General features: G+C 71.6%; 28 protein-coding genes. 1 reads left to right on the plus strand and 27 read right to left on the minus strand.

The features are described from left to right. The 10 genes from flgK to flgB all read right to left on the minus strand — a co-directional run bounded on the left by flgK (position 1) and on the right by flgB (position 7,996). Positions 1–1,383: a flagellar hook-associated protein FlgK gene (flgK, locus tag ASF44_RS25000; protein ID WP_056901956.1), complete on the minus strand. Its 1,383-nt coding sequence runs from the start codon at positions 1,381–1,383 to the stop codon at positions 1–3. Beyond that, positions 1,380–1,757, minus strand: a complete 378-nt coding sequence (locus ASF44_RS25005) for a hypothetical protein (RefSeq protein ID WP_056901957.1) — start codon at positions 1,755–1,757, stop codon at positions 1,380–1,382. The genes flgK and ASF44_RS25005 overlap by 4 nt, the downstream gene beginning before the upstream one ends. Continuing rightward, positions 1,757–2,872, minus strand: coding sequence for a flagellar basal body P-ring protein FlgI (locus ASF44_RS25010; RefSeq protein ID WP_056901958.1), 1,116 nt, complete (start codon positions 2,870–2,872; stop codon positions 1,757–1,759). The genes ASF44_RS25005 and ASF44_RS25010 overlap by 1 nt, the downstream gene beginning before the upstream one ends. A gap of 10 nt (positions 2,873–2,882) precedes the next feature. Then, the gene (locus ASF44_RS25015) at positions 2,883–3,551 is read right to left on the minus strand and encodes a flagellar basal body L-ring protein FlgH (RefSeq protein WP_056901959.1); all 669 of its coding nucleotides are present in this window, start codon (positions 3,549–3,551) and stop codon (positions 2,883–2,885) included. A gap of 28 nt (positions 3,552–3,579) precedes the next feature. Beyond that, positions 3,580–4,368 carry a flagellar basal-body rod protein FlgG gene (gene flgG, locus ASF44_RS25020; RefSeq protein WP_056901960.1) on the minus strand — a complete coding sequence of 263 codons (789 nt, stop codon included), beginning with the start codon at positions 4,366–4,368 and terminating at the stop codon, positions 3,580–3,582. Between the two features lie 33 nt (positions 4,369–4,401). After that, a complete protein-coding gene (locus tag ASF44_RS25025) occupies positions 4,402–5,127 on the minus strand; it encodes a flagellar basal body rod protein FlgF (RefSeq protein ID WP_056901961.1) in 726 nt (241 codons plus the stop codon). 184 nt (positions 5,128–5,311) lie between these two features. Then, complete coding sequence (locus ASF44_RS25030) at positions 5,312–6,511, minus strand: flagellar hook protein FlgE (RefSeq protein ID WP_056901962.1); 1,200 nt, start codon at positions 6,509–6,511, stop codon at positions 5,312–5,314. Between the two features lie 18 nt (positions 6,512–6,529). After that, positions 6,530–7,201, minus strand: coding sequence for a flagellar hook capping FlgD N-terminal domain-containing protein (locus tag ASF44_RS25035; protein ID WP_056901963.1), 672 nt, complete (start codon positions 7,199–7,201; stop codon positions 6,530–6,532). Positions 7,202–7,206: 5 nt separating this feature from the next. Next, positions 7,207–7,626: a flagellar basal body rod protein FlgC gene (gene flgC / locus ASF44_RS25040; RefSeq protein ID WP_056901964.1), complete on the minus strand. Its 420-nt coding sequence runs from the start codon at positions 7,624–7,626 to the stop codon at positions 7,207–7,209. Positions 7,627–7,633: 7 nt separating this feature from the next. Beyond that, on the minus strand, positions 7,634–7,996 hold the full coding sequence (flgB, locus tag ASF44_RS25045) for a flagellar basal body rod protein FlgB (protein WP_056901965.1): 363 nt from the start codon (positions 7,994–7,996) through the stop codon (positions 7,634–7,636). Between the two features lie 42 nt (positions 7,997–8,038). Here flgB and flgA point away from each other — a divergent pair, with 42 nt between their 5' ends. Further along, the gene (flgA, locus tag ASF44_RS25050; RefSeq protein WP_235579347.1) at positions 8,039–8,716 is read left to right on the plus strand and encodes a flagellar basal body P-ring formation chaperone FlgA; all 678 of its coding nucleotides are present in this window, start codon (positions 8,039–8,041) and stop codon (positions 8,714–8,716) included. A gap of 10 nt (positions 8,717–8,726) precedes the next feature. On the opposite strand, the gene flgJ is transcribed toward flgA, so the two are convergent. The 17 genes from flgJ to ASF44_RS25135 all read right to left on the minus strand — a co-directional run bounded on the left by flgJ (position 8,727) and on the right by ASF44_RS25135 (position 22,171). Beyond that, on the minus strand, positions 8,727–9,551 hold the full coding sequence (gene flgJ, locus ASF44_RS25055) for a flagellar assembly peptidoglycan hydrolase FlgJ (protein WP_056901967.1): 825 nt from the start codon (positions 9,549–9,551) through the stop codon (positions 8,727–8,729). Then, positions 9,538–10,020 carry a flagellar export chaperone FlgN gene (flgN, locus tag ASF44_RS25060; RefSeq protein WP_056901968.1) on the minus strand — a complete coding sequence of 161 codons (483 nt, stop codon included), beginning with the start codon at positions 10,018–10,020 and terminating at the stop codon, positions 9,538–9,540. The genes flgJ and flgN overlap by 14 nt, the downstream gene beginning before the upstream one ends. Beyond that, positions 10,017–10,292 carry a flagellar biosynthesis anti-sigma factor FlgM gene (gene flgM / locus ASF44_RS25065; protein WP_056901969.1) on the minus strand — a complete coding sequence of 92 codons (276 nt, stop codon included), beginning with the start codon at positions 10,290–10,292 and terminating at the stop codon, positions 10,017–10,019. The genes flgN and flgM overlap by 4 nt, the downstream gene beginning before the upstream one ends. Positions 10,293–10,327: 35 nt before the next feature. Then, positions 10,328–11,329: a flagellar motor protein MotB gene (locus tag ASF44_RS25070; protein WP_056902054.1), complete on the minus strand. Its 1,002-nt coding sequence runs from the start codon at positions 11,327–11,329 to the stop codon at positions 10,328–10,330. Position 11,330: 1 nt separating this feature from the next. Next, positions 11,331–12,233: a flagellar motor stator protein MotA gene (gene motA / locus ASF44_RS25075; RefSeq protein WP_056901970.1), complete on the minus strand. Its 903-nt coding sequence runs from the start codon at positions 12,231–12,233 to the stop codon at positions 11,331–11,333. 14 nt (positions 12,234–12,247) lie between these two features. After that, positions 12,248–12,964, minus strand: coding sequence for a FliA/WhiG family RNA polymerase sigma factor (locus tag ASF44_RS25080; protein ID WP_056901971.1), 717 nt, complete (start codon positions 12,962–12,964; stop codon positions 12,248–12,250). A gap of 4 nt (positions 12,965–12,968) precedes the next feature. Further along, entirely contained in the window at positions 12,969–13,424 is a 456-nt protein-coding gene (gene fliL, locus ASF44_RS25085) for a flagellar basal body-associated protein FliL (protein WP_056901972.1), read from the minus strand. Further along, positions 13,421–14,443, minus strand: a complete 1,023-nt coding sequence (locus ASF44_RS25090) for a flagellar hook-length control protein FliK (RefSeq protein ID WP_056901973.1) — start codon at positions 14,441–14,443, stop codon at positions 13,421–13,423. The genes fliL and ASF44_RS25090 overlap by 4 nt, the downstream gene beginning before the upstream one ends. Then, entirely contained in the window at positions 14,440–14,757 is a 318-nt protein-coding gene (locus tag ASF44_RS25095; RefSeq protein WP_056901974.1) for a hypothetical protein, read from the minus strand. The genes ASF44_RS25090 and ASF44_RS25095 overlap by 4 nt, the downstream gene beginning before the upstream one ends. After that, positions 14,750–15,172 (minus strand): flagellar export chaperone FliS, encoded by a 423-nt coding sequence (fliS, locus tag ASF44_RS25100; protein WP_056901975.1) that lies wholly within the window; start codon positions 15,170–15,172, stop codon positions 14,750–14,752. The genes ASF44_RS25095 and fliS overlap by 8 nt, the downstream gene beginning before the upstream one ends. A gap of 19 nt (positions 15,173–15,191) precedes the next feature. Then, positions 15,192–16,559: a flagellar filament capping protein FliD gene (fliD, locus tag ASF44_RS25105; RefSeq protein ID WP_056901976.1), complete on the minus strand. Its 1,368-nt coding sequence runs from the start codon at positions 16,557–16,559 to the stop codon at positions 15,192–15,194. Positions 16,560–16,634: 75 nt separating this feature from the next. After that, entirely contained in the window at positions 16,635–17,066 is a 432-nt protein-coding gene (locus ASF44_RS25110) for a flagellar FliJ family protein (protein ID WP_056901977.1), read from the minus strand. After that, entirely contained in the window at positions 17,063–18,376 is a 1,314-nt protein-coding gene (gene fliI, locus ASF44_RS25115) for a flagellar protein export ATPase FliI (RefSeq protein ID WP_056901978.1), read from the minus strand. The genes ASF44_RS25110 and fliI overlap by 4 nt, the downstream gene beginning before the upstream one ends. Further along, on the minus strand, positions 18,373–19,119 hold the full coding sequence (fliH, locus tag ASF44_RS25120; protein WP_235579349.1) for a flagellar assembly protein FliH: 747 nt from the start codon (positions 19,117–19,119) through the stop codon (positions 18,373–18,375). Before fliH ends, fliI begins: the two co-directional genes overlap by 4 nt. Next, positions 19,116–20,153 (minus strand): FliG C-terminal domain-containing protein, encoded by a 1,038-nt coding sequence (locus ASF44_RS25125; protein ID WP_056901980.1) that lies wholly within the window; start codon positions 20,151–20,153, stop codon positions 19,116–19,118. Before ASF44_RS25125 ends, fliH begins: the two co-directional genes overlap by 4 nt. Next, complete coding sequence (gene fliF / locus ASF44_RS25130; protein ID WP_056901981.1) at positions 20,137–21,825, minus strand: flagellar basal-body MS-ring/collar protein FliF; 1,689 nt, start codon at positions 21,823–21,825, stop codon at positions 20,137–20,139. Before fliF ends, ASF44_RS25125 begins: the two co-directional genes overlap by 17 nt. Positions 21,826–21,841: 16 nt before the next feature. Then, positions 21,842–22,171 (minus strand): flagellar hook-basal body complex protein FliE, encoded by a 330-nt coding sequence (locus tag ASF44_RS25135; protein ID WP_235579350.1) that lies wholly within the window; start codon positions 22,169–22,171, stop codon positions 21,842–21,844. Positions 22,172–22,219: the final 48 nt, after the last annotated feature.

The raw sequence follows: 22,219 nt of genomic DNA on the forward strand, positions 1-22,219 counted from the left end.
TTACCTCAGGATGGCCAGGGTGGCTTCGAACAGCGTGTTGGCCGTGCTGAAGACCTTCATGTTGGCCTGGTACATCTGCTGGTACTGCACCAGGTTCACGGCTTCCTCGTCCTCGTTGACGCCGCTGGTCGAAGCCCAGTTGGCCTTGGCATACGAGCGCACCGTGTCGGCCACGCTCAGCGCCGCCTGGTTCTGCTGGCTCGTCGTGCCGATGTTGCTGACCAGCTGCGTGTACGCGTCGCCGAGCTGCACCGACCCGAGCGAGGCGATGTTCACCGACTGGTCCTTCAGGCCGATCAGCGCCAGCAGGTTGGCGCTGTCGCCGGGCAGCGCGGCGTCGCTGGAAAAGCCCAGGTCCTGCGCGGTCAGGCCGGGCGTGATGGTCAGCAGCGCCGAGACGCTGGAGGTGTCGAGCTGGAACAGCGGCTTGCCGGCCGTGCCGTCCAGCGCGTAGCCTGCCGCCAGCTGCGTGTTGAACAGCGTGGCGAGGCCGGTCGCCATGTCGCTGATCGACTGCGTGAGCGGCTGCAGCGTCTTGGCCTGGTAGTCGTCCAGGCCGCCGAGCTGGCCGCCCATGTTGCGGCTGGCCAGCGTGAAGACCTCCTTGGCGAAGCGCACCGTTAGCGCGGGCGTGCCGTCGGCCAGCGGCGCCGCCGCCTCCAGCCGGCCCACCGTGGTGCCCACCACCAGCGGCGTGCCGTTCTTGAGTGCCACGCTGCGCGCACCGTCGGGCTGGTCGACCACGTTGACGCCGACCAGCGCGGCCAGTGCGTCGATGCGGTTGTCGCGCTCGTCGACCAGCGCCGAAGGGTTGGTGCCGCTGGCGCCGGCGGCGGCGATCTTGCCGTTCAGCGTGGCGACCTCGGCCGACAGCACGTTGACCTGGTCCAGCACCGAAGCGCGCTGCTGCGTGATGGCGGTGCGCTGGTTGGCCAGCACCTGGTTCATGCTGTTGAAGCGCACCGTCAGCGATTCGGCCGAGGCGATCGCCTGCTGGCGCAGCGGCGCCGAGGTGGGCTCCACGCTGGCCGCGTTCAGCGCCGCGTAGAAGCCGTCCAGCCCGGCGTTGATGGTCGAGACATCGTCGCCCATCACCTGCTCGAGCTGCGTCAGGTAACCCTGCACCGCCGAGTGCCGGCCCTGGGTGGAGGCCGATTCCCACAGCTGCTGGCTCTTGTAGGCGTCGGCGAAGCGGATCAGCTGCGGCGTCTGCACGCCGTTGCCGGGCGAGGTGCCGCTGTGGCCCGTGGGCGCGGCGGCGCGCAGCAAGATGCCCTGGCGCGTGTAGCCCTGGGTCTGCAGGTTGGCGATGTTCTGGCTCGTCACGGCCAGCGCGGCCTGGGCCGCCATCGCGCCCGACAGCGCGTTGTTGATCATGCTCATGGGGTCGGCTCCGGCGGATTTGTCTGCGGCATCTGCTGAGACAAGGCGGCGCCATCGGCCGCCGGCTTAAGCGCCGCGGCGGGCGCGGCGCTGGGATAGAGCTGGCGCAGCAGCATGTCGGCAATGCCGAAGGCGCGCTGGCCGGCCAGCTGGTCGGCCATGAGCTGGTCCGCGAAACCCAGCAGCGGGTCGTCCGGGTCCTGGCGCAGAAAGCCGTCCGCGCCGGCCAGCGCACCATTGCCCTGGCGCATGGTCTTGAGCATCTGCTGGATGAACATGCCCTCGAACTTGAGCGCGGCGTCCTCGATGCGGGCGCGCACGGCATCGTTGGGCGTGGTGCCGGTCGCCAGCGAAGAGACGGGCCTGGTCTCCATCAGATCACCACCAGTTCGCCGTCGATGGCGCCGGCCTGGTCGAGCGCCTGCAGGATGGCCATGATGTCGTCCGGCGTGGCGCCGATGCTGTTGACGGTGTCGATGATGGTCTGCAGCTTGGCGCCGGCCGGCCAGGCGAACATGCGGCCGTTGCCTTGCTCGACCTGCACCTGCGACTGCGGCGTGACCACGGTCTGGCCCTGGGCGAAGGGCTGGGGCTGGCTCACGCGCGGGTTCTCGCTGATGACCACCTTGAGCGCGCCGTGCGAGACGGCCGCCGGCCGCACCGTCACGCCCTCGGCGATCACCACCGTGCCGGTGCGCGAGTTGAACACCACGCGCGGCGTCTCCAGGCCCACGTCCACGCGCAGCGCCTGCAGCTGGGCCACGAAGGCCACGCGCCGGGTCGGGTCCAGGGGCGCCTGCACCTCCACCGTGGTCGCGTCGCGCGTGCTGGCCACGCTGCCGAAGCTGCGGTTGATGGTGTTGACGATGTTGGTGGCGGTCTCGAAGTTGGGCCGGCGCAGCGACAGCCGCACATGGGGCGCGGTGTCGAAGTCGGTCTCGATCTCGCGCTCGATGCTGGCGCCGTTGGGAATGCGCCCGCCGGTGGGGGTGTTCACGGTCACGCTCGATCCGCTGGCGCCCTGGGCCGACAGGCCGCCGATCACCACGTTGCCCTGGGCCAGCGCATAGACCTCGCCGTTGGCCGCGCGCAGCGGCGTCAGCAGCAGCGTGCCCCCGCGCAGGCTCTTGGCATCGCCCAGCGAGGACACCGTGATGTTGATGGTCTGGCCCTTGCGGTAGCCGGGCGGAAAGCTCGCGCTGACCATCACGGTGGCGGTGTTCTTGCTCTTGGCCTCGACGCGCTCGGGCATCTTGAGGTCGAACTGCTTGAGCATGTTGTTGATCGACTGCCCGGCCGACTTGACCTGCGTGCTGTCGCCCGAGCCGTGCAGGCCGACCACCAGGCCATAGCCGATCAGCTGGTTCTCGCGCACGCCCTCCACGTGGGCCAGGTTGCGCAGCGCCTGGGCGGCGGCGAGGGCCGGGGCGGGCAGGGCGCCCAGCAACAGGGCCGCGGCAGCGCAGAAGGAGATGGAAAGCTGGCGCATGGCGGCGTCCTCAGAAAGGCATCCAGGGGCTGTTGAAGAAGGCCGTGAGCCAGCCCTGGCGCTGGCTCTCGGCCAGCGTGCCGCGGCCCGAATAGGTGATGCGCGCATTGGCGATGCGCTGCGACGAGAGCCGGTTGTCGGTGTCGATGTCGGACACGCGCGCATAGCCCGTCACGCGGATGAATTCCTCGCCCAGGTTCAGCGTGAGGCTCTTCTCGCCGCGGATGGCCAAGAGGCCGTTGGGCAGCACCTCGTGCACGACCACCGTGATGGCGCCCTGCAGCGCGTTCTGCTGGGTGGCGGTGTTGGCCGCGTCCGAACTGCGCGCCGCGTCCACGCCGAGGTCGGTCTTCAGGCTCTTGCCGCGGAACAGGAACGGCGTGATCGAGGTGCTGCTGTTCTTGTCGCTGGTCACGCCGCTGCGCTTGCTGGCCTGCGTGGTCTCCTGCAGCACCACGGTCAGCACGTCGCCGGGGCGGAAGGCGCGGCTGTCGGCCGTGAGCGAGGTGACCGTGTCCATCGGCAGCACGCCGCCCGACACGCCGCGGCGCGGGTTGCTGACGATGATCAGCGGCTCCTCGGGCTGCGCGGCGGCCTTGGGGATGGGCGGCAGGGTCTCGCAGCCGGCCAGCAGCAGCGCGGCCAGCGCGAGGGGAAGGGGCCTGGGCGACTTGTTCATGGCATGCCTGTCGGTGTCGGCGCTGCGCCTACCTCGCCACCTGCGCCAGGTTCTGCAGCATGTTGTCGGCAGCGGCCAGCACCTTGGTGTTCATCTCGTAGGTGCGCTGCGCCGCGATCATGTCCACCATCTCCTCGGCCACCTGCACGTTGGAGCCCTCCAGCGCCCCCTGCTTGAGCTTGCCGCGGCCGTCCTCGCCCGGGTTGCCCTCGGCCGGCTCGCCGCTGGACTGGGTCTGCTGGTACAGGTTGTCGCCGATGGCGAGCAGGCCCGTCGGGTTGACGAAGGTGGCCATGGTCAACTGGCCCAGCTCGGTCGGCGTGGTGGCGTTGCCCACCGTGGCCGAGACCATGCCGTTCTCGCCGATGGTGATGCCCGTGGCGTTGGCCGGGATCGTGATCTGCGGATTGATCGGCAGGCCCTGGGCGTTGGTCAACCGGCCTTCCAGCGACAGGCCGAGCTGCCCGGCGCGCGTGTAGGCGGTCTCGCCGCTGGGCAGTTCCACCTGCAGGAAGCCGTTGCCGATGACGGCCACGTCCAGCTCGCGCCCGGTGGTCTGCAGGCTGCCCGAGGTGAACACCTTCTGCGTGCCGGCCACGCGCGTGCCGTTGCCCAGTTGCACGCCGCCGTTGGCGTTGCGGTTGGCCGCCATCTGCGCGCCGGGCTGCTGCTCCACCGTGTAGAACAGGTCCTCGAACACCACGCGGTCGCGCTTGAAGCCCACGGTGTTCACGTTGGCCAGGTTGTTGGCGATGGCCTGCAGCTTGGCGTCCTGGGCTTGCACGCCGGTCTTGCTGACCCACAGGGCTGGATTCATGTCGTTTCTCCTTGTCGTTTCAGGTGCCGCGCGTCACTCGCGCAGCAGCCGGTTGCCGTTGGCGGCCATTTCGTCGGCGGCCTTGAACAGCTTCATCTGCAGTTCGAAGTCGCGGTTGAGCTGCAGCGTCGCCACCATCTCCTCGATGGGCGCGACGTTGCTGCCTTCCAGGTAGCCGCCGCGCACCTGCACCTCTTCGCTGGTCGGCAGCGGCCCGCCCTCGCGGCCGACCAGCAGGCCGACCTCGTTCTTGCGCAGCGCGCCGGGCTCGGGCTTGACCAGCTTGAGCTTGTCGATGACCTGCATCTCCTGCGTGCCCTCGGGCAGCACCAGCACCGTGCCGTCGGCCGCGATCTCGATGCGGTTGGTGGCCGGCAGCACGATGGGGCCGCCTTCGCCCAGCACGGCGCGGCCGTCCAGCTGCAGCTGGCCTTCGGCGTCGAGCGTGAAGGCGCCCGCGCGCGTGTAGGCCTCGCCGTCGCCGTAGGCCACCGCGAACAGGCCTTCGCCGACGATGGCCGCGTCGAGTTCGCGGCCGGTCGGGCTCAGAGTGCCGCTGCGCGTCTGCACGGCATCGCCCTGCAGGCGCGCCATGTGGCGTGCGTCGTAGCCGTAGCCTTCCACGGCCTGGTGCGCGGCGGTCTCCATGTCGGCGCGAAAGCCCGTCGTGCCGGCGTTGGCCAGGTTGTTGGCGCGCACCTGCTGGGCCTTGAGCACGCGCTCGGCCCCGGCCATGGCGGAATAGATCAATGCATCCATGTCAGCTCCTCAAGGCCCGGCGCGCCACTCGCGGAGTGCAGAGCACGGTGCGCCAGCCGCTGCTCGAGAGGCCGCGGAGCAGGCCATGCCAGCGGACGCCGCGGAACTGGCTCTGCCAGGCCGCAGGCGTCGCCCCCTTGAGGGGGTTGGCGGAGCGCGCGGCGCGGAGACTGGGGGTGGTCCATCACACCGCCTGCATCAGCGACTGCATCATGTCGTCGGCGGTCGAGATCACCTTGGTGTTGGCCTGGTAGTTGCGCTGCGAGGTCATCAGGTTCACGAGCTCGGAGGTCATGTCCACGTTGGACTGCTCGATCGCGCCCACGGTCAGCTGGCCGGCCATGCCGGTGCCGGGCGTGGCGTACAGCGGCGTGCCCGACGTGGAGGTGGTGGTCCAGCTGGTGTCGCTGATGGCCTGCAGGGCCTGCTCGTTCGGGAAGGTGGCCAGCGCCACGGTGCCGACCTTCTGCTTCTGGCCGTTGCTGTACTCGGCGATGACCGAGCCGTCCTCGGACAGCGTCACGTTCACGCGTGTGCCCGATGCATAGCCGTTGGGCGCGTTGACCGAGGGGCGCGACTCGCCCGCGTACTGCGTGGTGCCGGTGTAGTCCAGCGCGATGGTCAGCGCGTCGGCACCGGCCGGCGTGGCCGCCAGCGTGATGGCGGGCACGGTGGCCAGCTTGCCGTCGGTGCCGAAGTTCAGCGCCTGCGGCGTGCCGATGGCGGCGCCGTCGAAGGTGTAGTGCACCGTCACCTGGTTGGAGGCGGTCTTCACGAAGTACTGCGTCACGGTGTGCTGGCTGCCCAGCGAGTCATACACCACCGACACATCCGAGCTGTTGTAGGTCAGCGGGTTGCTGGTGTCGAAGGCGGCCGTGGGCGCGACCCAGTCGGACGACAGGTTGCTCACGTACTGCAGGCGCGAGCTGGCCTGCGCCGCCACCTGGCCGCTGGGCACCTGCACGTCGCCCATGGCGCCCAGGCCGGCACCGTCCACCGGCACGCCGGCGGCGTCGCGCGTCACGGCGTAGCCCTGCACGCGGCGGTTGGAGGCGTCCACGAGGAAGCCGTCCTGGTCGGTGCCGAAGATGCCCACGCGGGTGTAGACCTCCACGCCGCTCGCATCCTTGGCGACGAAGAAGCCGCGGCCCTGGACCATGGCGTCCAGCCCGCGGCCGGTGGTCAGCGCGCCACCGCCGATGTCGATGCTCTGCGTCAGCGAGTTGATCTGCGCGCCGGCCGGCTGGCTGCCCGCGTAGAGCGAGGCGAAGTTGGCGCGCGTGGACTTGAAGCCGTAGGTGCCGGCGTTGGCGATGTTGTTGCTGATGGAGTCCAGCGAGGTGTTGATGGCATTGATGCCGGACAGCGCGATTTCGAAGCTCATGGCGTTCTCCTGTGGACTTCAGTTGACGGTGGTGGGGCGGCCGTGGAAGCCGACGAGGGACGAGGCGGGAACCTGGCCGACACCGGCGACCAGCACCATGGCGGCGCCGTTGCTGCCGATCTGCACGTTGCCCAGCAGGCCGGTGACGCTGGTGGTCGGCGCCTCCTGGGTGCTGGTCTCCACGCCCAGCGTGTAGCTGCCGGGCGCCAGGCCCAGCGCGGCCGGATCGACGGCAGTGGAGACGGTGCCGATCGGCTTGGTGCCCAGCTCGATGCGGTGCTTGACGCCGCCCGAGCCGGTCAGCACCAGCGTGGTCTTGGTGCTGGGGCTGGAGAGCGTGAAGTCAACCTGCACGGGTTCGGTGTCCAGCTGCACCTGGCCGGTCTGTACCGTGACATCGGTGCCGACCTGCGATCCGAGCGTGATCACCTGCATGCTGGCCATGGCGCTGGCGCTGGCCGTGCCCTGGTCGGCCAGGAGGCGCAGCGCCTCGACCTGGCTCAGCTGCGAGAGCTGGCCCACGAAGGCTGCCGGGTCGGTCGGCTCCAGCGGGTTCTGGTTCTTGATCTGCGCGACCAGCAGCTTGACGAACAGGTCGGAGATGTCGCCGCCCAGCGCGGAGGCGATGCCGGGCAGGCCGGCGCTCGCCGATGCGCCGCTGGTGGTCTGGTGGGTGACGGTGGTGGCCATGGGGTTCAGCTTTCTCCGAGGCGCAGCAAGGAGGCCTGCATCGACTTGACGCGGCCCAGCACCTCGACATTGGTCTCGAAGGCGCGCGAGGCCGACAGCATGTCGGTCATCTCGGCCACCGAGTTGACGTTGGAATAGAAGACGTTGCCCTCGGCGTTGGCCAGCGGGTGGCCGGGCTCGTGCACGCGGCGCAGCGGCTCGGGGCTCTGCACCACGTCCAGCACCTGCACGCGGCTGCCGGCCGACTGGGTGCCCTGGCCTGGCTGGGCGATGGCCGCGAACACCGGCTTGCGCGCGCGGTAGCCGTCGGTCTCGGTGCCGGCGGCGCTCTGCGCGTTGGCCAGGTTGCTGGAGATGGTGTTCAGCCGCACGGTCTGCGCCGACATGGCGGAGCCGGCGATCTGGGCGATGGCGCGGAAACTCATGGCTGCCTCACTGTCCTGAAATGGCCTTGGCCAGGCCCTTGAGCTTCATGTCCACGAAGCGCAGGCTGGTCGCGAAATCGGCCGCGTTCTGCGAGAACGCGGCCTGCTCGACGCCGAGCTCCACCGTGTTGCCGTCCTGCGATGCGTGCTGCGGCAGCCGGTACATCAGGTCCGGCGCGCCGCTGTCCAGCACCGCGAACGGATCGTCGCCGCCGGCGCGGCGCAGCGCCTGCGCGAAGTCGACATCGCGCGCCTGGTAGCCCGGCGTACTTTCGTTGGCCAGGTTGGACGCGAGGACCTTGGTACGATCCGCGCGTAGCCGCAAGGCGTCCGCATGCAGGCCCAGGGCCTTGTCGAATTGAAGTCCCATCACATTCCCTTTCGTCGGTCGTTCTGGTCGTGCGTCTTGGCCGTGGCCGTGCCGCTGGTGGCGCTGGCCACGGTGCCGGCGCGTGTCGAAGACATGGTCGAGCGGGCCGCGCGCGACTGGCTGGCCGGGCAGGCCGATGCCCGCGGCCTGGCCGAGCCCGTGTTCGAGGTCAAGGCCGTGGCACAGCTGCCCCAGCCCCTGCCGCCGTGCGCCGAGGCGCTCACGGTGGACGCGCTGGAAACCCGCTCGGCCGCGCGCATGCGCTTCGCCGTGGTCTGTCCCGGCACCGACGGCTGGCAGCGCGAGTGGACCGTGCGCGCCGCGGTCTCGGCGCTGGTCGTGGTGGCCGCGCGCGACGTGCCGGCCAACCGCGCGCTGCAGGCCGAGGACCTGGCCGTCGAGCGGCGCAGGCTGACCGACCTGGCCGGTGCCGTCACGCTGCCGGAGGACGCCATCGCGCAGTCCAGCAACCGCGTGCTCCGCACCGGGCAGGCGCTGCATGCGCGCTGGCTGTCGGCGCCGGTGCTGGTCAAGCGCGGCGACAGCGTCACCATCCGCGCGCGCAACGGCGGTGTCGAGGTCAGCGCGGCCGGCGAGGCGCTGGAGAACGGACGGCCACGCCAGGTCGTGCGCGTGCGCAACACCACCACCGGCAAGGTGATCCGTGCCAGGGTGCTGCAGGAAGGTCTGGTCGAGCCGGAGAGCATGGGCGGTTCCTGATGCGGCGGGTTCATTCGGCCGCGCCGCGGGCCTGCACCTGGCGCACCACGCGCGCCAGCTTCGCCGCGTAGTCCGGGTCGGTGGCATAGCCGCCGCGCGCCAGGCCCTGGGCGAAGGCCGCGGCGTCGCTGCCGGTGTTCAGCGCTTCCTGGTAGCGCGGGCTGCCTTGCAGCAGCTGGGCGTAGTCGCGGAAGGCGCTGGCATGGTCGGGGTAGGCGCGGAAGGCCTCGGTGGTCTTCTGCGCTGCGCCGTCTTCGTACTCGGTGGTCAGCGCCTGCACGCTGGCGCCGCGCCAGTTGCCGCTGGCCTTGATGCCGAACAGGTTGTGGCTGTCGCCGCCGTCGGCGCCACGCAGCGGGCGCCGGCCCCAGCCTGATTCCAGCGCGGCGTGCGCGGCCACGAGCTCGGGCGCCACGCCCAGCGCTGCACCGGCCTCGCGCGCCCACGGTGTGATGGCCTGCAGGAAATCGCGCTGCGCCGCGGCGGGCACGGCCTGGCCGGGCGCCAGCGCGGCGGTGCCGGTGCCGATCCCCGTGCCGGCCCGGCTGGCGGTGCGGGCCAGTGCCGGGGTCGGCAGCGGCAGCGCATCGCCCGGCGCGCCGTCCACGGCGGCCGCCTGCAGCGCGGCCGCGCGGCGCAGCAGGCCCTCGGTGCCCAGCGCAGGCAGATCGCCCTGGCCCCAGCCGTTGCGCACCAGGTCGGTGATCTCGGCCTGGGCGCTGCGCATGGCATTGGCGAAGCTTTTGGCCTGCGCCGCACTGCCGCTGGCGGCCAGCGGCAGCGTGGGCGCCGACGGGCCGAGTGCCCGCGGGAAGGTGGATTCAGGCGTCCGCATACAGCGTGTCCTCCGGGCCGTGCAGCACGCGCGCGAGCAGTGCGTTCTGTTCGGTCAGCAGGCGGGCGTTGCGCAGGTTGCGGGCCTTGCAGTCCTGCACGGCCTGCTCCAGCCGGTCCCACAGTGCCTGCACGGCCGCGCGCCGCGCGGCGGGCCACTGCGCCACCAGGGCCGGCACGCTGGGCGTGGCGCCACCGGTGAGACGCGCGAGCAGGCCGACGCGGAACTGGCGCCGCGCGTCGAGCTGGTCCACCACGGCCACGATGCGCCCGGCCAGCGACTCCATCGCCTGCGCGTCGTGGCGCAGCGCGCCGGCGAATTGCGCGTCCAGCAGGTCGTTCAGTCCGGCGTAGTCGGCCAGGTCGGCCTGCACGTCGCGCAGCAACCGCTCCATGGCCGCGCGCGGCATGGCAGGCGCCGCGCCGGAATGCGCGGGACGGGTGTCGGTGGCGGCACCGGGCAGGCTCATCCGTGGCTCCCGTGGTAGCGCTCGATGAGCCGGGCCAGCTTGCCGGCGTCGAAGCCGATCTCGCCCCGCTCCAGCGCGGCGCGGATCTCGGCCACGCGGGCGGCATCGACCTCGGGCATCTGCTGCAGCTGCGCGCGCGCGCTGGCGAGCAGCGCGCCGGCAGCCGAAGCGCCGCTGCTGGCGGTGCCGGCGGCCGGTGCGGCCGCCGCGGCAGAGGGCGCGGCGGCCGCCGCGGGCGGGGTGGCAGGGGTGCCGGTGCTGGTGATCTTCATGCGCAATCCTCTTGTTCTGGTGTCCATGGCGGCCCTCAGCGTGCCACCAGGCGGTCGCGCAGCGCCTGCAGCGCGCTGCGTTCGGGAAGCACGGCGTCGGCGCCCGGCACGAACTGCGCGCTGCTCGCGGGCGGGCCGAACATGGCGCGGATGGCCTGGGCGTGCTCGCTGGTCAGCACCAGCAGTTCGATGCGGCGGTTCACGTCGGCGTCGGAGCGGCTGAGGTCCAGCGGCGCGCGGTCGGCCATGCCCACCACCTGCAGCACGCTGGTGCCGGGCATGCCGCCGGCCATCATCTGGAAGCGCGCGGCCATGGCGCGGTTGTTGGCCAGCGACCAGTTCGACACCGCGCCGGGGTAGGTCTCCACGCCCGCGAACGGCGTAGAATCGGTGTGGCCCACGATCAGCACCTGGTTCTCGGCCTGCGCGAACACCGGGCCGAGCTGGCGCAGCAGCTTGCGGAACCGCTCGGTCGGGTAGGCATTGCCGCGCTCGAACATGCCGAAGCGGTCGGTGTCGTGCAGCAGCACGCGCAGGCCGTAGGGCGTGATGATGTTCTGCAGGTTGCTTGCCAGGCCGGTGTCTTCGGCCATGCGCGTGATCATCACGGCCAGCTCGCGCAGGTCGGCGGCACTTTCGTAACGGCGCGCGGGCGGCTGGTCGGGCTGGGTCTTGTTCGGCTGCCCGGGCTTGCTGGTGTCGCCGTTGGCGTAGGCGCGGCGCGGCTGCAACGTGTCGCTCTGCGCCGGCACCGGCTCGCGCGGGATCATGCTGCCGCGCTGCTGGTCGAGCTTGGAGATCATGCTGCCGCCGTCCTCGAACAGCTTGCCGCCCTGGGTGCGGCGCAGGTCGGCCACGGCTTCCTCGGAACTGCGCGCGGCCAGGATCCACAGCACCAGGAACAGGCACATCAGCGCCAGCACGAAATCGGCGAACGCCACCTTCCAGGCGCCGCCATGGGCCTCGTCGTGCCCCTTCTTGGACACCTTCTTGATGATGGTGGCATGGCCCTTGTCGGCCTTGGCGGCGGTGTTCATGTCAGGCTCTGTCGCCAGCGCGCCGCGCCGGCTCGGGTTCGCCGCCGCCGGCCAGCGCATTGATCCAGCCCTCCAGCTTGGCGAAGCTGGGCTTGGTGTTGAGCTGCACCAGGCGCCGGCCCGCGTCGATGGCCAAAAGCGGCGGCTTGCCGGCCACGTGCGTGACGATGACGACCTTGACGATCTCCAGCATGGACTGCTCCTCGGCCACCAGCTGCTTCATCATGTTGCACATCGGGTCGAGCAGGCAGTAGCACATGAAGATGCCGATGAAGGTGCCGACCATCGCCGCGCCCACGCGCGAGGCGACCTCGGCCGAGCCGGCGCCCTCGCCGATCGCGTTCATGGTCATCACGATGCCCAGCACGGCGGCCACGATGCCGAAGCCGGGCATGGCCTCGGCGATCTTCTGCAGCGACTTGCCGGGCTGGCTCAGTTCCTCGTGGATGGCCTCGATCTCGTGGTCGAGCACGCCTTCCAGTTCATGCGCGTTGATCTTGCCCATCGCCATCAGGCGGAAGTTGTCGACGATGAAGGCCAGCAGCTTGGGGTCGGCCAGCACCAGCGGGTAGCGCTTGAACATCTCGCTTTCCTGCGGCGCCTCGACGTGCGCGTCCAGCGCCTTCAGGCCGCCGGCGGCGGTCTGCAGCAGCTCGTACATCAGGAGCAGCAGCTGGCGGTGGAACTCGTTGCCGTCGCGCCGCTTTCCGAGGCTGTGCTTGACCTGCAGCCACAGTTCGCTGAGCACGTGCTTGGGGTTGCCGATCACGAGCGCGCCGGCACCGGCGCCGCAGATGATGACGATCTCCACCGGTTGCCAGATGGCGCCCATCTGGCCGCCGTGGAACATGTAGCCCCCGAACACGGTGACCGCGATGATGAGCAGGCCGACGAAGAATTGCATGGTGGTGGTCTCTGTCAGGCTTCCTTGAGGAAGTCCTTCATCTTGCGCAGCGCGCCCTTGTTGATCTGGCACACGCGGGCATCGGTCAGGCCCAGCACCGCGGCGATTTCCTTGAGGCTCAGGTCGAACTCGTAGTACAGCTGCACCACGCGCTGCTCGCGCGCGTCCAGCACCGCGAGCGCCTGCTCGATGCTGCGCCGGGTCATCAGCGCGGCCTCGGGCGACTGGCCCTGCGAGGGCAGGCGGTGCAGCTCCTCGACGATCTCGTCGAAGCTGACCAAGAGCTCGGCGTTCTCGGCCAGCCGGTGTTCCTGCAGTTCGTCGGCACTGATCTGCAGCTCGGACTGCAGCTCGGCCTCGCTGGGCGCATGGCCCAGCCTGCGCGTGAGCGCGCGTTCGGCGTCGCGCAGCCTGTGGCTGTCCTGGCGCACGCTGCGCGGGCGCCAGTCCTGGCGGCGCAGTTCGTCCAGGATGCTTCCGCGCACGCGCAGCGCGGCGAAGGCGGCGAACTTGGCGTCCGGCTCGCCGTAGCGGCGCAGCGCCTCCAGCAGGCCCATCAGGCCGATCTGCTCCATGTCCTCGCGGTCGATGGCGCCGCCGATCTGCGAGGACAGCTGGCGCGTGATGCGCTTGACCAGCGGCAGCCACTCGAGCAGCTGTTTCTGCTCGAGCGCGGCTGCGCCGCGGTCTGCGGCCCCCTTGAGTTCGGCGTATCCGTCGCGCAGGTCCATGGCTTCACTCGATGATCAGCTTGCTGATCAGGGCCTCGGCGAAGGGTTGCTCGATGCTGTCGGCGCTGTAGCGCGCCTTGTAGGCGGTGTTGACCTCGCTGGTCAGCTGCTCGATGGTGAGCGCGCCGGCCTTGTCCAGCGTGAACTCCGAGAGCGCCTTCACGGTCACGCTGCGCAGCAGCGGCAGCTGGTCCTTGACGGCCTTTTCCTTGACCGCGTCCTCGGCCTTGAACACCACGTCCACGGCCATGTAGTGCGCCAGCGGGTCGCCCGACTGGCTGCGCAGCATCACGATGACCTTGTCCATCGAGACGTAGCGGAAGGTCGACGGCTTGGGTGGCGGCGGGGCCTTGGCCTCGGTGCTGTGCCCGCGCTGCCACCACCAGAAGCCGCCACCGGCGGCCCCCGCGGTCAGCAGCACGGCGCCGGCGATGATGGCGATGAGCTTGCCTCGGGTCATGGGCGGTCCGCCGCGAGTGCGAAGCGTTGGCCGGCTTCGGGCTGTTCATCGAGCGCGCGGCCGGGCTGCTGCTGGCGCTGCTCGCCCTGGCGCTGGCGGCCGTCGGCGTCGCCGCGGGCCTGCTGCTGCGCGACCTGCACGCTGACATCGCAGCCGTGGCGCTGCGCGAGTTCCTGGCGCAGGCCGTCGCCGATGGCCTGCAGCTGGCGCACCACGTCGCCGTGGCTGGCGCTGAGCTGCACCTGGGTGGCGCCGCTGGCGTCCTGGCGGATGTGGATCTCGATCTGGCCGCGGTGCGGCGGGTCCAGCCGGATCACCACGCGCTCGCTGCCGCGTTCGATCTGCACGGCAATGCGCTCGCCCAGCTGCTGCAGCAGCGAGGGCGCGCGGCCCTGCGGCGCGGCCTCGGCGCTGCTCGCCTGCACGGTGTCGTCGCGCGTGGCGGCGGGTGCCGGCGCCAGGCCGGCGGTGAGGTTGCTGCGGTCCTGCGGCAGCGCCGCGGCGGCGGTGTCGGCCGGCGCGGCCTGGGGGGCTGCCGCCGGCAGCGCGGGCACGGGGGCGGGCGCTGCCGACTTGGGGGCGCCGGCCGTGGCCGTCGCGGTGGCGGGCAGTGCCGGGGCCGCGCCGGTGGCGGCCTGCACGGCCACCGCGGCGGCGGCGGGGGCCGGGCGCAGCGGTGCCTCGGCCAGCGCGCCGGCGCTGGCCGGCAGCGGTACGGCGATGGCGGGCGGCGGCTGCAGGCTGGCCAGCGCGGGATCGAACTGCAGCGCGGTGTCGGTGTCGGCGTCTTCCTGTGCGGGCGCGGCGGGTGCCAGCGCGGGCGTGGCGCTGCCCGGCGTCGGCAGCGCCGCGGCGCCGTCCAGCAGCAGCTGCAGCGTGCGGTCGAAGCTGGCGGGCGGGGCCGCCAGCGGCGCTGCGCCGGCCATGGGCGCCAGCACGGCCAGCAGCGCTGGCGGCAGGGCGGTGCCGGCCGCGGCGCCTTGCTGCGGCAACAGGGCTTGCAGGGGCAGGGCGTTCATGGGCGGGCCCCGAAGGAGGATGCGTTGTCCTGCAGCGCGTAGGCGAGCCAGCCGTCGCGGCCCTCGCGCATCTGGGCGATGTGCTGCTCCAGCGCCTCGCTGGCGTCGCGGCACAGGCCGCGCGCCATGGCATGGGCCGTGCCGAGCCGCTCCAGCGCCTCGAGCTCGGCGCCGGTCCAGGGGCCTTGCGCGGCCAGCCGCGGCAGATCGCGCGCGAGTTCGCGGTCGGCCTGCTGCACGGCCTGCCAGTCCTGCGCGCGGGCCGCGCCCAGCACCTGGGCCGCCAGCTGGGCGAGCTGCTGCTGCCTAGACATGGGCGGCCCCCACGGCGTTGCCGCTGCGGCGCAGGTCCTGCGCCTGCACGTCCTGCCAGCCGCCGCGCAGCGTGCGCAGCAGGCCGGCGACCTCGTCGACCATGGCCGGATCGAGGTCGCCGCCCGCGCGGTAGAGCCGCCAGCTGCAGTAGTCGTACAGCCGCGCCAGGTTGTCGACGACCTCGCCGCCCCGCTCGGCGTCCAGCGCGCTGGACAGGCCGTTCAGGATGTCCACGCACTTGTCCAGGCTCCGGGCCTTCTCGGTGAAACGGCGCGCGGCGATGTGGGCGCGCGTGCGCGCCAGCTCCTCGAGCAGCCCGTCCAGCAGGATCAGCACCAGCTGGACCGGCGAGGCATTGGCCGTCTGCGCGTGCAGGTTCACGGCGTGGTAGTGGTGGTAGGCGTCGTGGTCCAAGGCGTGGGTCCCGTCGGTATCAGGTGGTGGTCGAGAGCGCGCTGAACAGGCTGGAGGTCTCGCTCATCTGCGACTGCAGGTTCTGCAGCTGCGTGAACTGGGCCAGGTAGCGCTGGTAGGCGTTCTCGTACTGCAGCTCCAGGCGGTCCTGGCCCTGCGTGATGCGTTTCTGCGTGACCTGCACGCTGTCCTGGCGGCGCTTGATCTGGCCGGTGGTGCTGTCGGTCCAGCTGTCGGCCACCGACTGCAGTGCGCCCAGCACGCCGGAGGAGGTGGTCAGGCCGGTGTTGCCGAACAGCGCGTCGAGCTTGTCGGGGTTGGCGGCCAGGGCCTTGTCGAGCTTGGCGGTGTCCAGCGAGATGCTGCCGTCGCGGCTGCTCTTGATGCCGAAGTCCGCCAGCCGCACGCCGTCCACCTCCATGCGCAGGGCGTTGTTCAGGCGGTTGCGCAGGTTGCGCACGCCGGCATCGGAGGCGAACGCGGCCGAGGCGCTGCCGTCCTTGCCGTAGGCGGTGAGCTCGTCCAGTGCCTTCTCCAGCGCGTTGAAGGCGGTCACGAAACCCTGCAGCCTGGCGGTGGTGGCGGTGTTGTCGTTGGCCACCGCCACGGTGGCCGGCGCGCTGCCGCTGGCCATGGGCTGGGCCAGCGTGAGCGTCAGGCCCTCGATGGCCGTGAAGGTGTTGGAAGCCTGCTGCACCCGGATGCCGGTGCCCTGCGCGCCGAGCCACACCACGGCGTCCTGCGCCGCCACCAGTTCGCGGCCGTTGCCCAGTGCCGTCTTCAGCGCGCTGTCGGGCAGGGCGCTGGCGTCCAGCGCGATCGCGCCGTCCGCGCCGCTGGCACCGGCGCTGAGCACCAGGTGCGTCTGGCCGCCGCTGGTGACGGTGCTGGCCACGGCCTTGCCGGCGTTGTGCTCGGCCAGGTTGATGGCGCGCGCGATCTCGGCCTGCGAGATGGTGCCGTCGCTGTTCTGGTCGGCCGCCGTGAGATCGACCGAGAAGCTGCTGCCGTCGCCCAGCTGCACCACCAGCGGGCCGCCCAGCGAGACCGGCACCGCCGGCAGGTCTTCGAAGGCGACCTGGTGCACGGTCGCGACCTTCTCGACGAAGACCTGGTGCGTGGCCGCGGCGGCCGCGCCGCTGGCGCTGGCGGCGGTGATGGCCGTGCCAGCGCCGCTGAGCGTGGCGCTGCGCTGCACCACGCCGGCGCTGCGCGTGGTCAGGCCGCTGACGGCGGTGTCGAACGCGCCGAGCGCCGACTGCAGCTTGGTCAGCGCGGTCGACGTGCTCTGGGCCTTCTGGCTCTGCGTGGTCAGCTGCTTCTGGGCGCTGGCGACGTACAGGTTGGCCAGCTGGGTGGCCATGGATGTTGGGTCGATTTCGGCCATCTCAAACTCCTATGCGGGGGTTACCCGAGGAGAAGGCGACCGTTGCCGGCCGGCCATGAAGTGCGGGGGCGAGGCTCATGGCGCCCTCCGCTGCCAGCTCTGCCGGGCGATCTCGTCCTGGCGCTTCTGCTCGGCGCTGCGCTGGGCACGCGCGTGTTCCTGCAGCCGCTGCACCAGCACCTGGTCGATGGCGCCGTGGCGGCGCGTGGCGGCCAGCAGCGCCAGCCGGGCGCGGTCGACGGCCTGCTCCTGGCGCGACAGGTCGCCGCGGTGGCGTTCGGCCAGCTCCATCACGTTCTGCTTGTAGTTGGCGCAGTTCAGCGAGGCCAGGGGCAGCAGGCCGCTGGTGGTGCTGGTGCGCCACAGGCCGTCCAGCCGCTCCTGGTTGCGGCGGCGCCGTTCGGCGTCGGCCAGCTGCTGCGCCAGCTCGGTCTGGCGGCGCTCGACCTCGCGCTCGCGCAGTTCGGCCAGGCGGCCCAGGGACGGGGCAGGGTGGTGCGGGTTCATTGGACGAGGCCTTCCAGTTGCGCCAGCGTGGCCGCCATGGGCGCGGCGTCGTGCGTGCCCTGCTGCAGGAAGGCTTCCATGCGCGGGAAGGCGGCCACGGCCCGGTCGGTCGCCGGGTCGGCGCCGGCCACGTAGGCGCCCAGCGGCAGCAACTCGCGCACCTGGGCGTAGCGGCCCAGCAGTTCCTTGACCTGCAGCGCCGCTCGCTGCTGGGCGGGGCTGGCGACCAGCGACATGCAGCGGCTGATGGACGCGCCGATGTCGATGGCGGGGTAGTGGCCGCGCTCGGCCAGCGCGCGCGACAGCACGATGTGGCCGTCCAGCACGGCGCGCGCGGTGTCGACCACCGGGTCCTGCTGGTCGTCGCCCTCGGCCAGCACGGTGTAGATGGCGCTCATGCTGCCCTCGGCCAGCTCGCCGTTGCCGGCGCTTTCCACCAGCTGCGGCAGCTGGCTGAACACCGAGGGCGGGTAGCCGCGCGTGGCCGGCGGCTCGCCCAGGGCCAGCGCCACCTCGCGCTTGGCCATGGCGTAGCGGGTCAGCGAATCGACGAGCAGCAGCACATGCTGGCCCTGGTCGCGGTAGTGGGCGGCCACGGCGTGCGCCAGCTCGGTGGCGCGCAGGCGCATCAGCGGCGATTCGTCGGCCGGCGCCACCACGAGCACGGCGCGCGCCAGCCCGGCCGGGCCGAGCGAGCGCTCGATGAACTCGCGCACCTCGCGGCCGCGCTCGCCGATCAGGCCCACCACCACCACGTCGGCCACGGTCTGGCGCGTGATCAGGCCCAGCAGCACGCTCTTGCCCACGCCGCTGCCGGCCATCAGGCCCACGCGCTGGCCCTTGCCCAGCGTGAGCAGGCCGTTGATGGCGCGCACGCCCACGTCCAGCGGCTCGTGCACGGGTTGCTTGCGCAGCGGGTGCACGCGCGGCGGCTGGGCAGCCAGCGGGTGTTCGCCTGACAGCGGGCCGCGGCCGTCCATGGGCTCGCCCAGCCCGTCGACGATGCGGCCCAGCCAGCCCGGGCCGATCAGCGGCTGGCGGCGCTCGGCCAGCGGCAGCACGCGCGCGCCGGTGGCCAGGCCCTCGATCGCGCGGAACGGCATCAGGTAGGCAATCTCTTCGCGGAAACCGACGACCTGGGCCTCCACCCATTCGCCGGCCGCCGTCTCGACGCGGCAGCGCTGGCCGGTGTGCAGCGTGCAGCCCGCGCTTTCCAGCAGCAGGCCGGAGGCGCCGACCAGCCGGCCGGTGGGCCGCGCCACGGGCACCTGGCCGAGCTCGACATCGCGCAGGGCGGCACGCAGGGTCATCGCACCACCTGCAGGGCCGGCGCGGCCGGCAGTTCGTCTTCGTCCTCGCCCAGGTCGGGCGCGGCGCCGGGCCGGCCCTTGCCCTTGAGCTGGGTGCGCACCTGCTCCATCACGGCGGCCTGGCGCTGGCGGCAGCCGGCATCGGCCTCGTGGCGGCCGGCGCGCACATGGCATTCGCCGGGCTCGAGCCGCGTGTCGGGCAGGAGCTTCCACTTCTTCGCGCGTTCCGGGTCCAGGTCGGTGATGCGCTGCAGGTCTTCGGGGTGCAGGAACACCTCGACCTCGCGGGCCCGCACGCGCGGCAGCGTGGCCAGCGTCTCGTCCACCATGGTCAGCAGCTGCAGCGGCTGCAGCGCGAGTTCGCAGCGGATCACCTGGCGCGCCACCTTGCCGACCAGCTCGACCACCTCGTCGCGCAGCGCTTCCTGGTAGTCGGCCTGCAGCTTGTGAAGCGCCTCCAGGATGGCGTCGACCGGGCCGGCCTTCTCGTCGAAGCTGTCCAGGATCTCGCGGCGCGCCTGCTCGGCGCCCTGGCGCAGGCCTTCGGCATGGCCGCTCTTGTGGCCCAGCGCCTCGCCGGCCTCCTTGCCGCTGCGCAGGCCTTCGGCATAGCCCTGGTCCATGGCCTGCTGGAAGGCCTGGCTCGCGTCGCCGCCGTCGGGCCCGCCCACGCGGGCCTGCACCTGCGCCAGGGGCGGGAAGCGGTGGGGGCGGGCGTTGCGCAGCGTGGGGGCCATGGTCATTCGACAGTCGCCTCGGCGAACAGCTGGATCTCGATCTCGCCGGCATCGGCCAGCGCCTTGACCTGGGCCATGATCTCCTTGCGCGTCTGCTCCACGCGCGACATCGGCACCGGGCCGGCGCGGCGCAGGATGTCCTGGAAGCTCTGCGCCTGGCGCTTGGGCATGGTCTGCAGGATGGCGTCGCGGATGCTGGGCTCGGCGCCCTTGAGCGCGATGGCCCACTGCTCCAGCGGCACTTCCTCCAGCAGCCGGCTGAGCACCGTCTCGGTCTGGTTGGAGAGGATGAAGAAGTCGTACATGCTGGCCTCGATCTTGGAGACCAGCTCGGCGTCGTGCACGCGCAGCGACTCGATCATCTGGCGCTTGTCGCCCGGCAGGCGGTTCAGGATCTCGGCCACCTGGCGCGTGCCCTCGACGGCGGCGCTCTGCGTGCCCATCTCGTCCAGGCAGCGGCTGACGATCTCGTCCAGTTCGGTCAAGAGCTCGCTGTCGATCTCCTGCAGCCGGGCCATGGCGATCAACAGGTGGTCGCGGTCCTGTGCGGGCAGGTTCTCGATCACGCTGCCGGCCTGCGGCGGCGGCAGGAACGACAGGAACACGGCCTGCATGCGCACGTGCTCGTGCGCGATGCGCTCGGCCAGCCACTTGGGCGCGGCCCACTGCAGGCGCAGCATCTTGGGCCGGATGGCGTCGCCATAGATGCTGTTGAGCACGCTGCCGGCGATCTGGGTGCCCAGGGCCAGGTCGAGCGAGCGCTTGAGGTAGCTGCGCGAGGCGCCGTGCACGCCGCTCTGCTCGCGGTAGTTGTCGAAGAAGCGCGTCATGGCGTGCTTGACCGCCTCGACCTTGATGCCCGACAGGCGCGACATCACCTGCGTGACCTCCAGCAGCTCCTCGCGCGAGAGGTGGCGCAGCACGGCCGCGGCCGGCTCCTCGCCCATGCACAGCAGCACGATGGCGGCCTGCTCGATGGGGCTGGCGGCGGCAGGCGCCGGCACTTCGGCCAGCGCAGTGGATTCATTCGGCTCGGCCATGCTTTTGCACCCACTGTTTGACGACTTCGGCGACGCGTTCGGGCTCCTTGGCGGCCAGCACGCGCAGGTGGTTGACCATCACGTCCACGGGCGAGCCGGGCGGCGGCAGGTCGTAGTCCTCCAGCAGCGGCACCACCGGGATCTGGGCGCCCGCGGCCGGCGGCAGCGCCGCCACGGCGGCGGGGGCGGGCTGCGGGCCGGCCAGCGCCGCCAGGGGCGGCGTGTCGGCGTCCTCGCTGCGCCGGCGCGGCGTGGCCGGCTGCGGCGCCAGGTGCTGCTGCACGCTGCGCAGCAGCGGGCGCGCGAGCAGGAAGTAGGCGAGCACGGCGCCCAGCAGCCACAGCACGGGCGTGGCGTATTCGTAGATGCGGTCGGGCTGCTTCCACCACGGCGCCATCTCGGGTGGCGCGGTGAAGGCCAGCGCCGAGACGGCGAGCTTGTCGCCGCGCTCGGCGTTGATGCCAAGGCCGTTGCGCAGCACGCCCTCGATGCGCGTGAGGTCTTCGGCGGCCCAGCCGTTGCCGCCGGGCGCGGCGGCGTTGTTCAGCACCACCGCCACGTTCAGGCGCGCCAGCTGGCCGCGCGCGTGGCGGATCTGGCGGATCTGGCGGTCGTAGGCGTACTGGCGCGTGGTGGCGTTGCGGCGCGCGGTGGCGTCGTTGCCGGCGTTCTGGGCGTTGCCCTGCGCCTGCGCATTCGGGTTGGCGGGCGGGGGCGGGCGGTTCGACAGCGAGCCCGGCACGCCGAGTGCGGACTGCGAACGGTCCTGCTCGTCGCGCACCGCCTCGGAGGTGATGCGCGGCGTCTCGCCGAGCTTCTCCACGGTCTCGTCGATGCGGTCTTCGCTGACCTCGGCCGTCACGCTGGCCTTGAAGTTGTCCACGCCGACCACGGGCGCCAGCAGCTCGCGCACGTTGGCCAGCGTGGCCTCCTGGTGGCGGCGCGCGGCATCGCCTCCGCCCACCGCGTCGAAGCCCTGGCTCAGGTCCACGCGCGAGGACAGCAGGTTGCCGGCCTGGTCGACCAGGCTCACGCGCTGCACGTCCAGGCTGGAGACGCTGCCGGCCACCATGTTGACGATGGCGGCAATCTGCTCGGGCGCCAGCTTGCGGCCGGCCTTCAGCGCCAGCACCACCGAGGCCGAGGCCTTCTCGCCGTCGCCCAGCACGAACGAGGTCGAGCGCGGGATCGACAGGTGCACGCGGGCCGATTCCACCGCGTCCAGCGTGCGGATGCTCTGCGACAGTTCGCCCTCCAGGCCGCGGCGAAAGCGCACGTCCTGCACGAACTGGCTGACACCGAGCGGGTCGCTCTTGTCCATCAGTTCCAGCCCGGCCGGCAGCTGGGCGGTGACGCCCTTAGCCGCCAGCAGCATGCGCACGCGGCCGAGCTGGCTGCCCGGCACGAGCACCTGGCCGCTGTCGGGGTGCAGGCGGTAGGGCACGCCCTCGGCATCGAGCACGGCCATCATGTCGGAGGCGGCGATGCGCTCGCGCGCGCCGAACACGGGCTTGTAGCCGGCCTCGTCGCGCCACAGCAGCATCATCACCACGGCGGTCAGGCCGACGGCCAGCAGCAGGATGGGCACGAGCGAGCGGGACAGCCCCGCAGGCAGCGCCGGCATGCCGGCGCTGCGCAGGTTCTGGACTCCGGCCTTCAGGGTGGCGATCACGTGGTCGTCCCGGGGTTCAGATCGGCAGCTTGACCAGGTCCTCGACCGCGGTCACGACCTTGTTGCGCACCTGCATGAGCATGGAGAACGACAGGCTCGCCTGCTGGCTGGACAGCATGGCGCCGACCAGGTCGTCGCTCTGGCCGCTGTCCACGGCGGCCATCTGCTGGCCGGCGGCGTGGTCCTGCGCGTTCACGCTGTCCACGGCATCGCGCATGCGCTGGGCAAAGCCGCCCTGGGCCGACGCCGGCTCGGGGCCGTCGTAGGCGGCCTGCGGCAGGATGGTGTGGAGGTTTGCTGCCTGCGCCTGGATCTGTGCCAAATTCGCAGCAATTGCGTTTCCCATGTGGTTTTCCATGACGCATTCCCTCACTGTTGCGTTGGACTCAATGCG

It is taken from the genome of Pseudorhodoferax sp. Leaf274 (assembly GCF_001422445.1).
GTDB lineage: Bacteria > Pseudomonadota > Gammaproteobacteria > Burkholderiales > Burkholderiaceae_C > Pseudorhodoferax.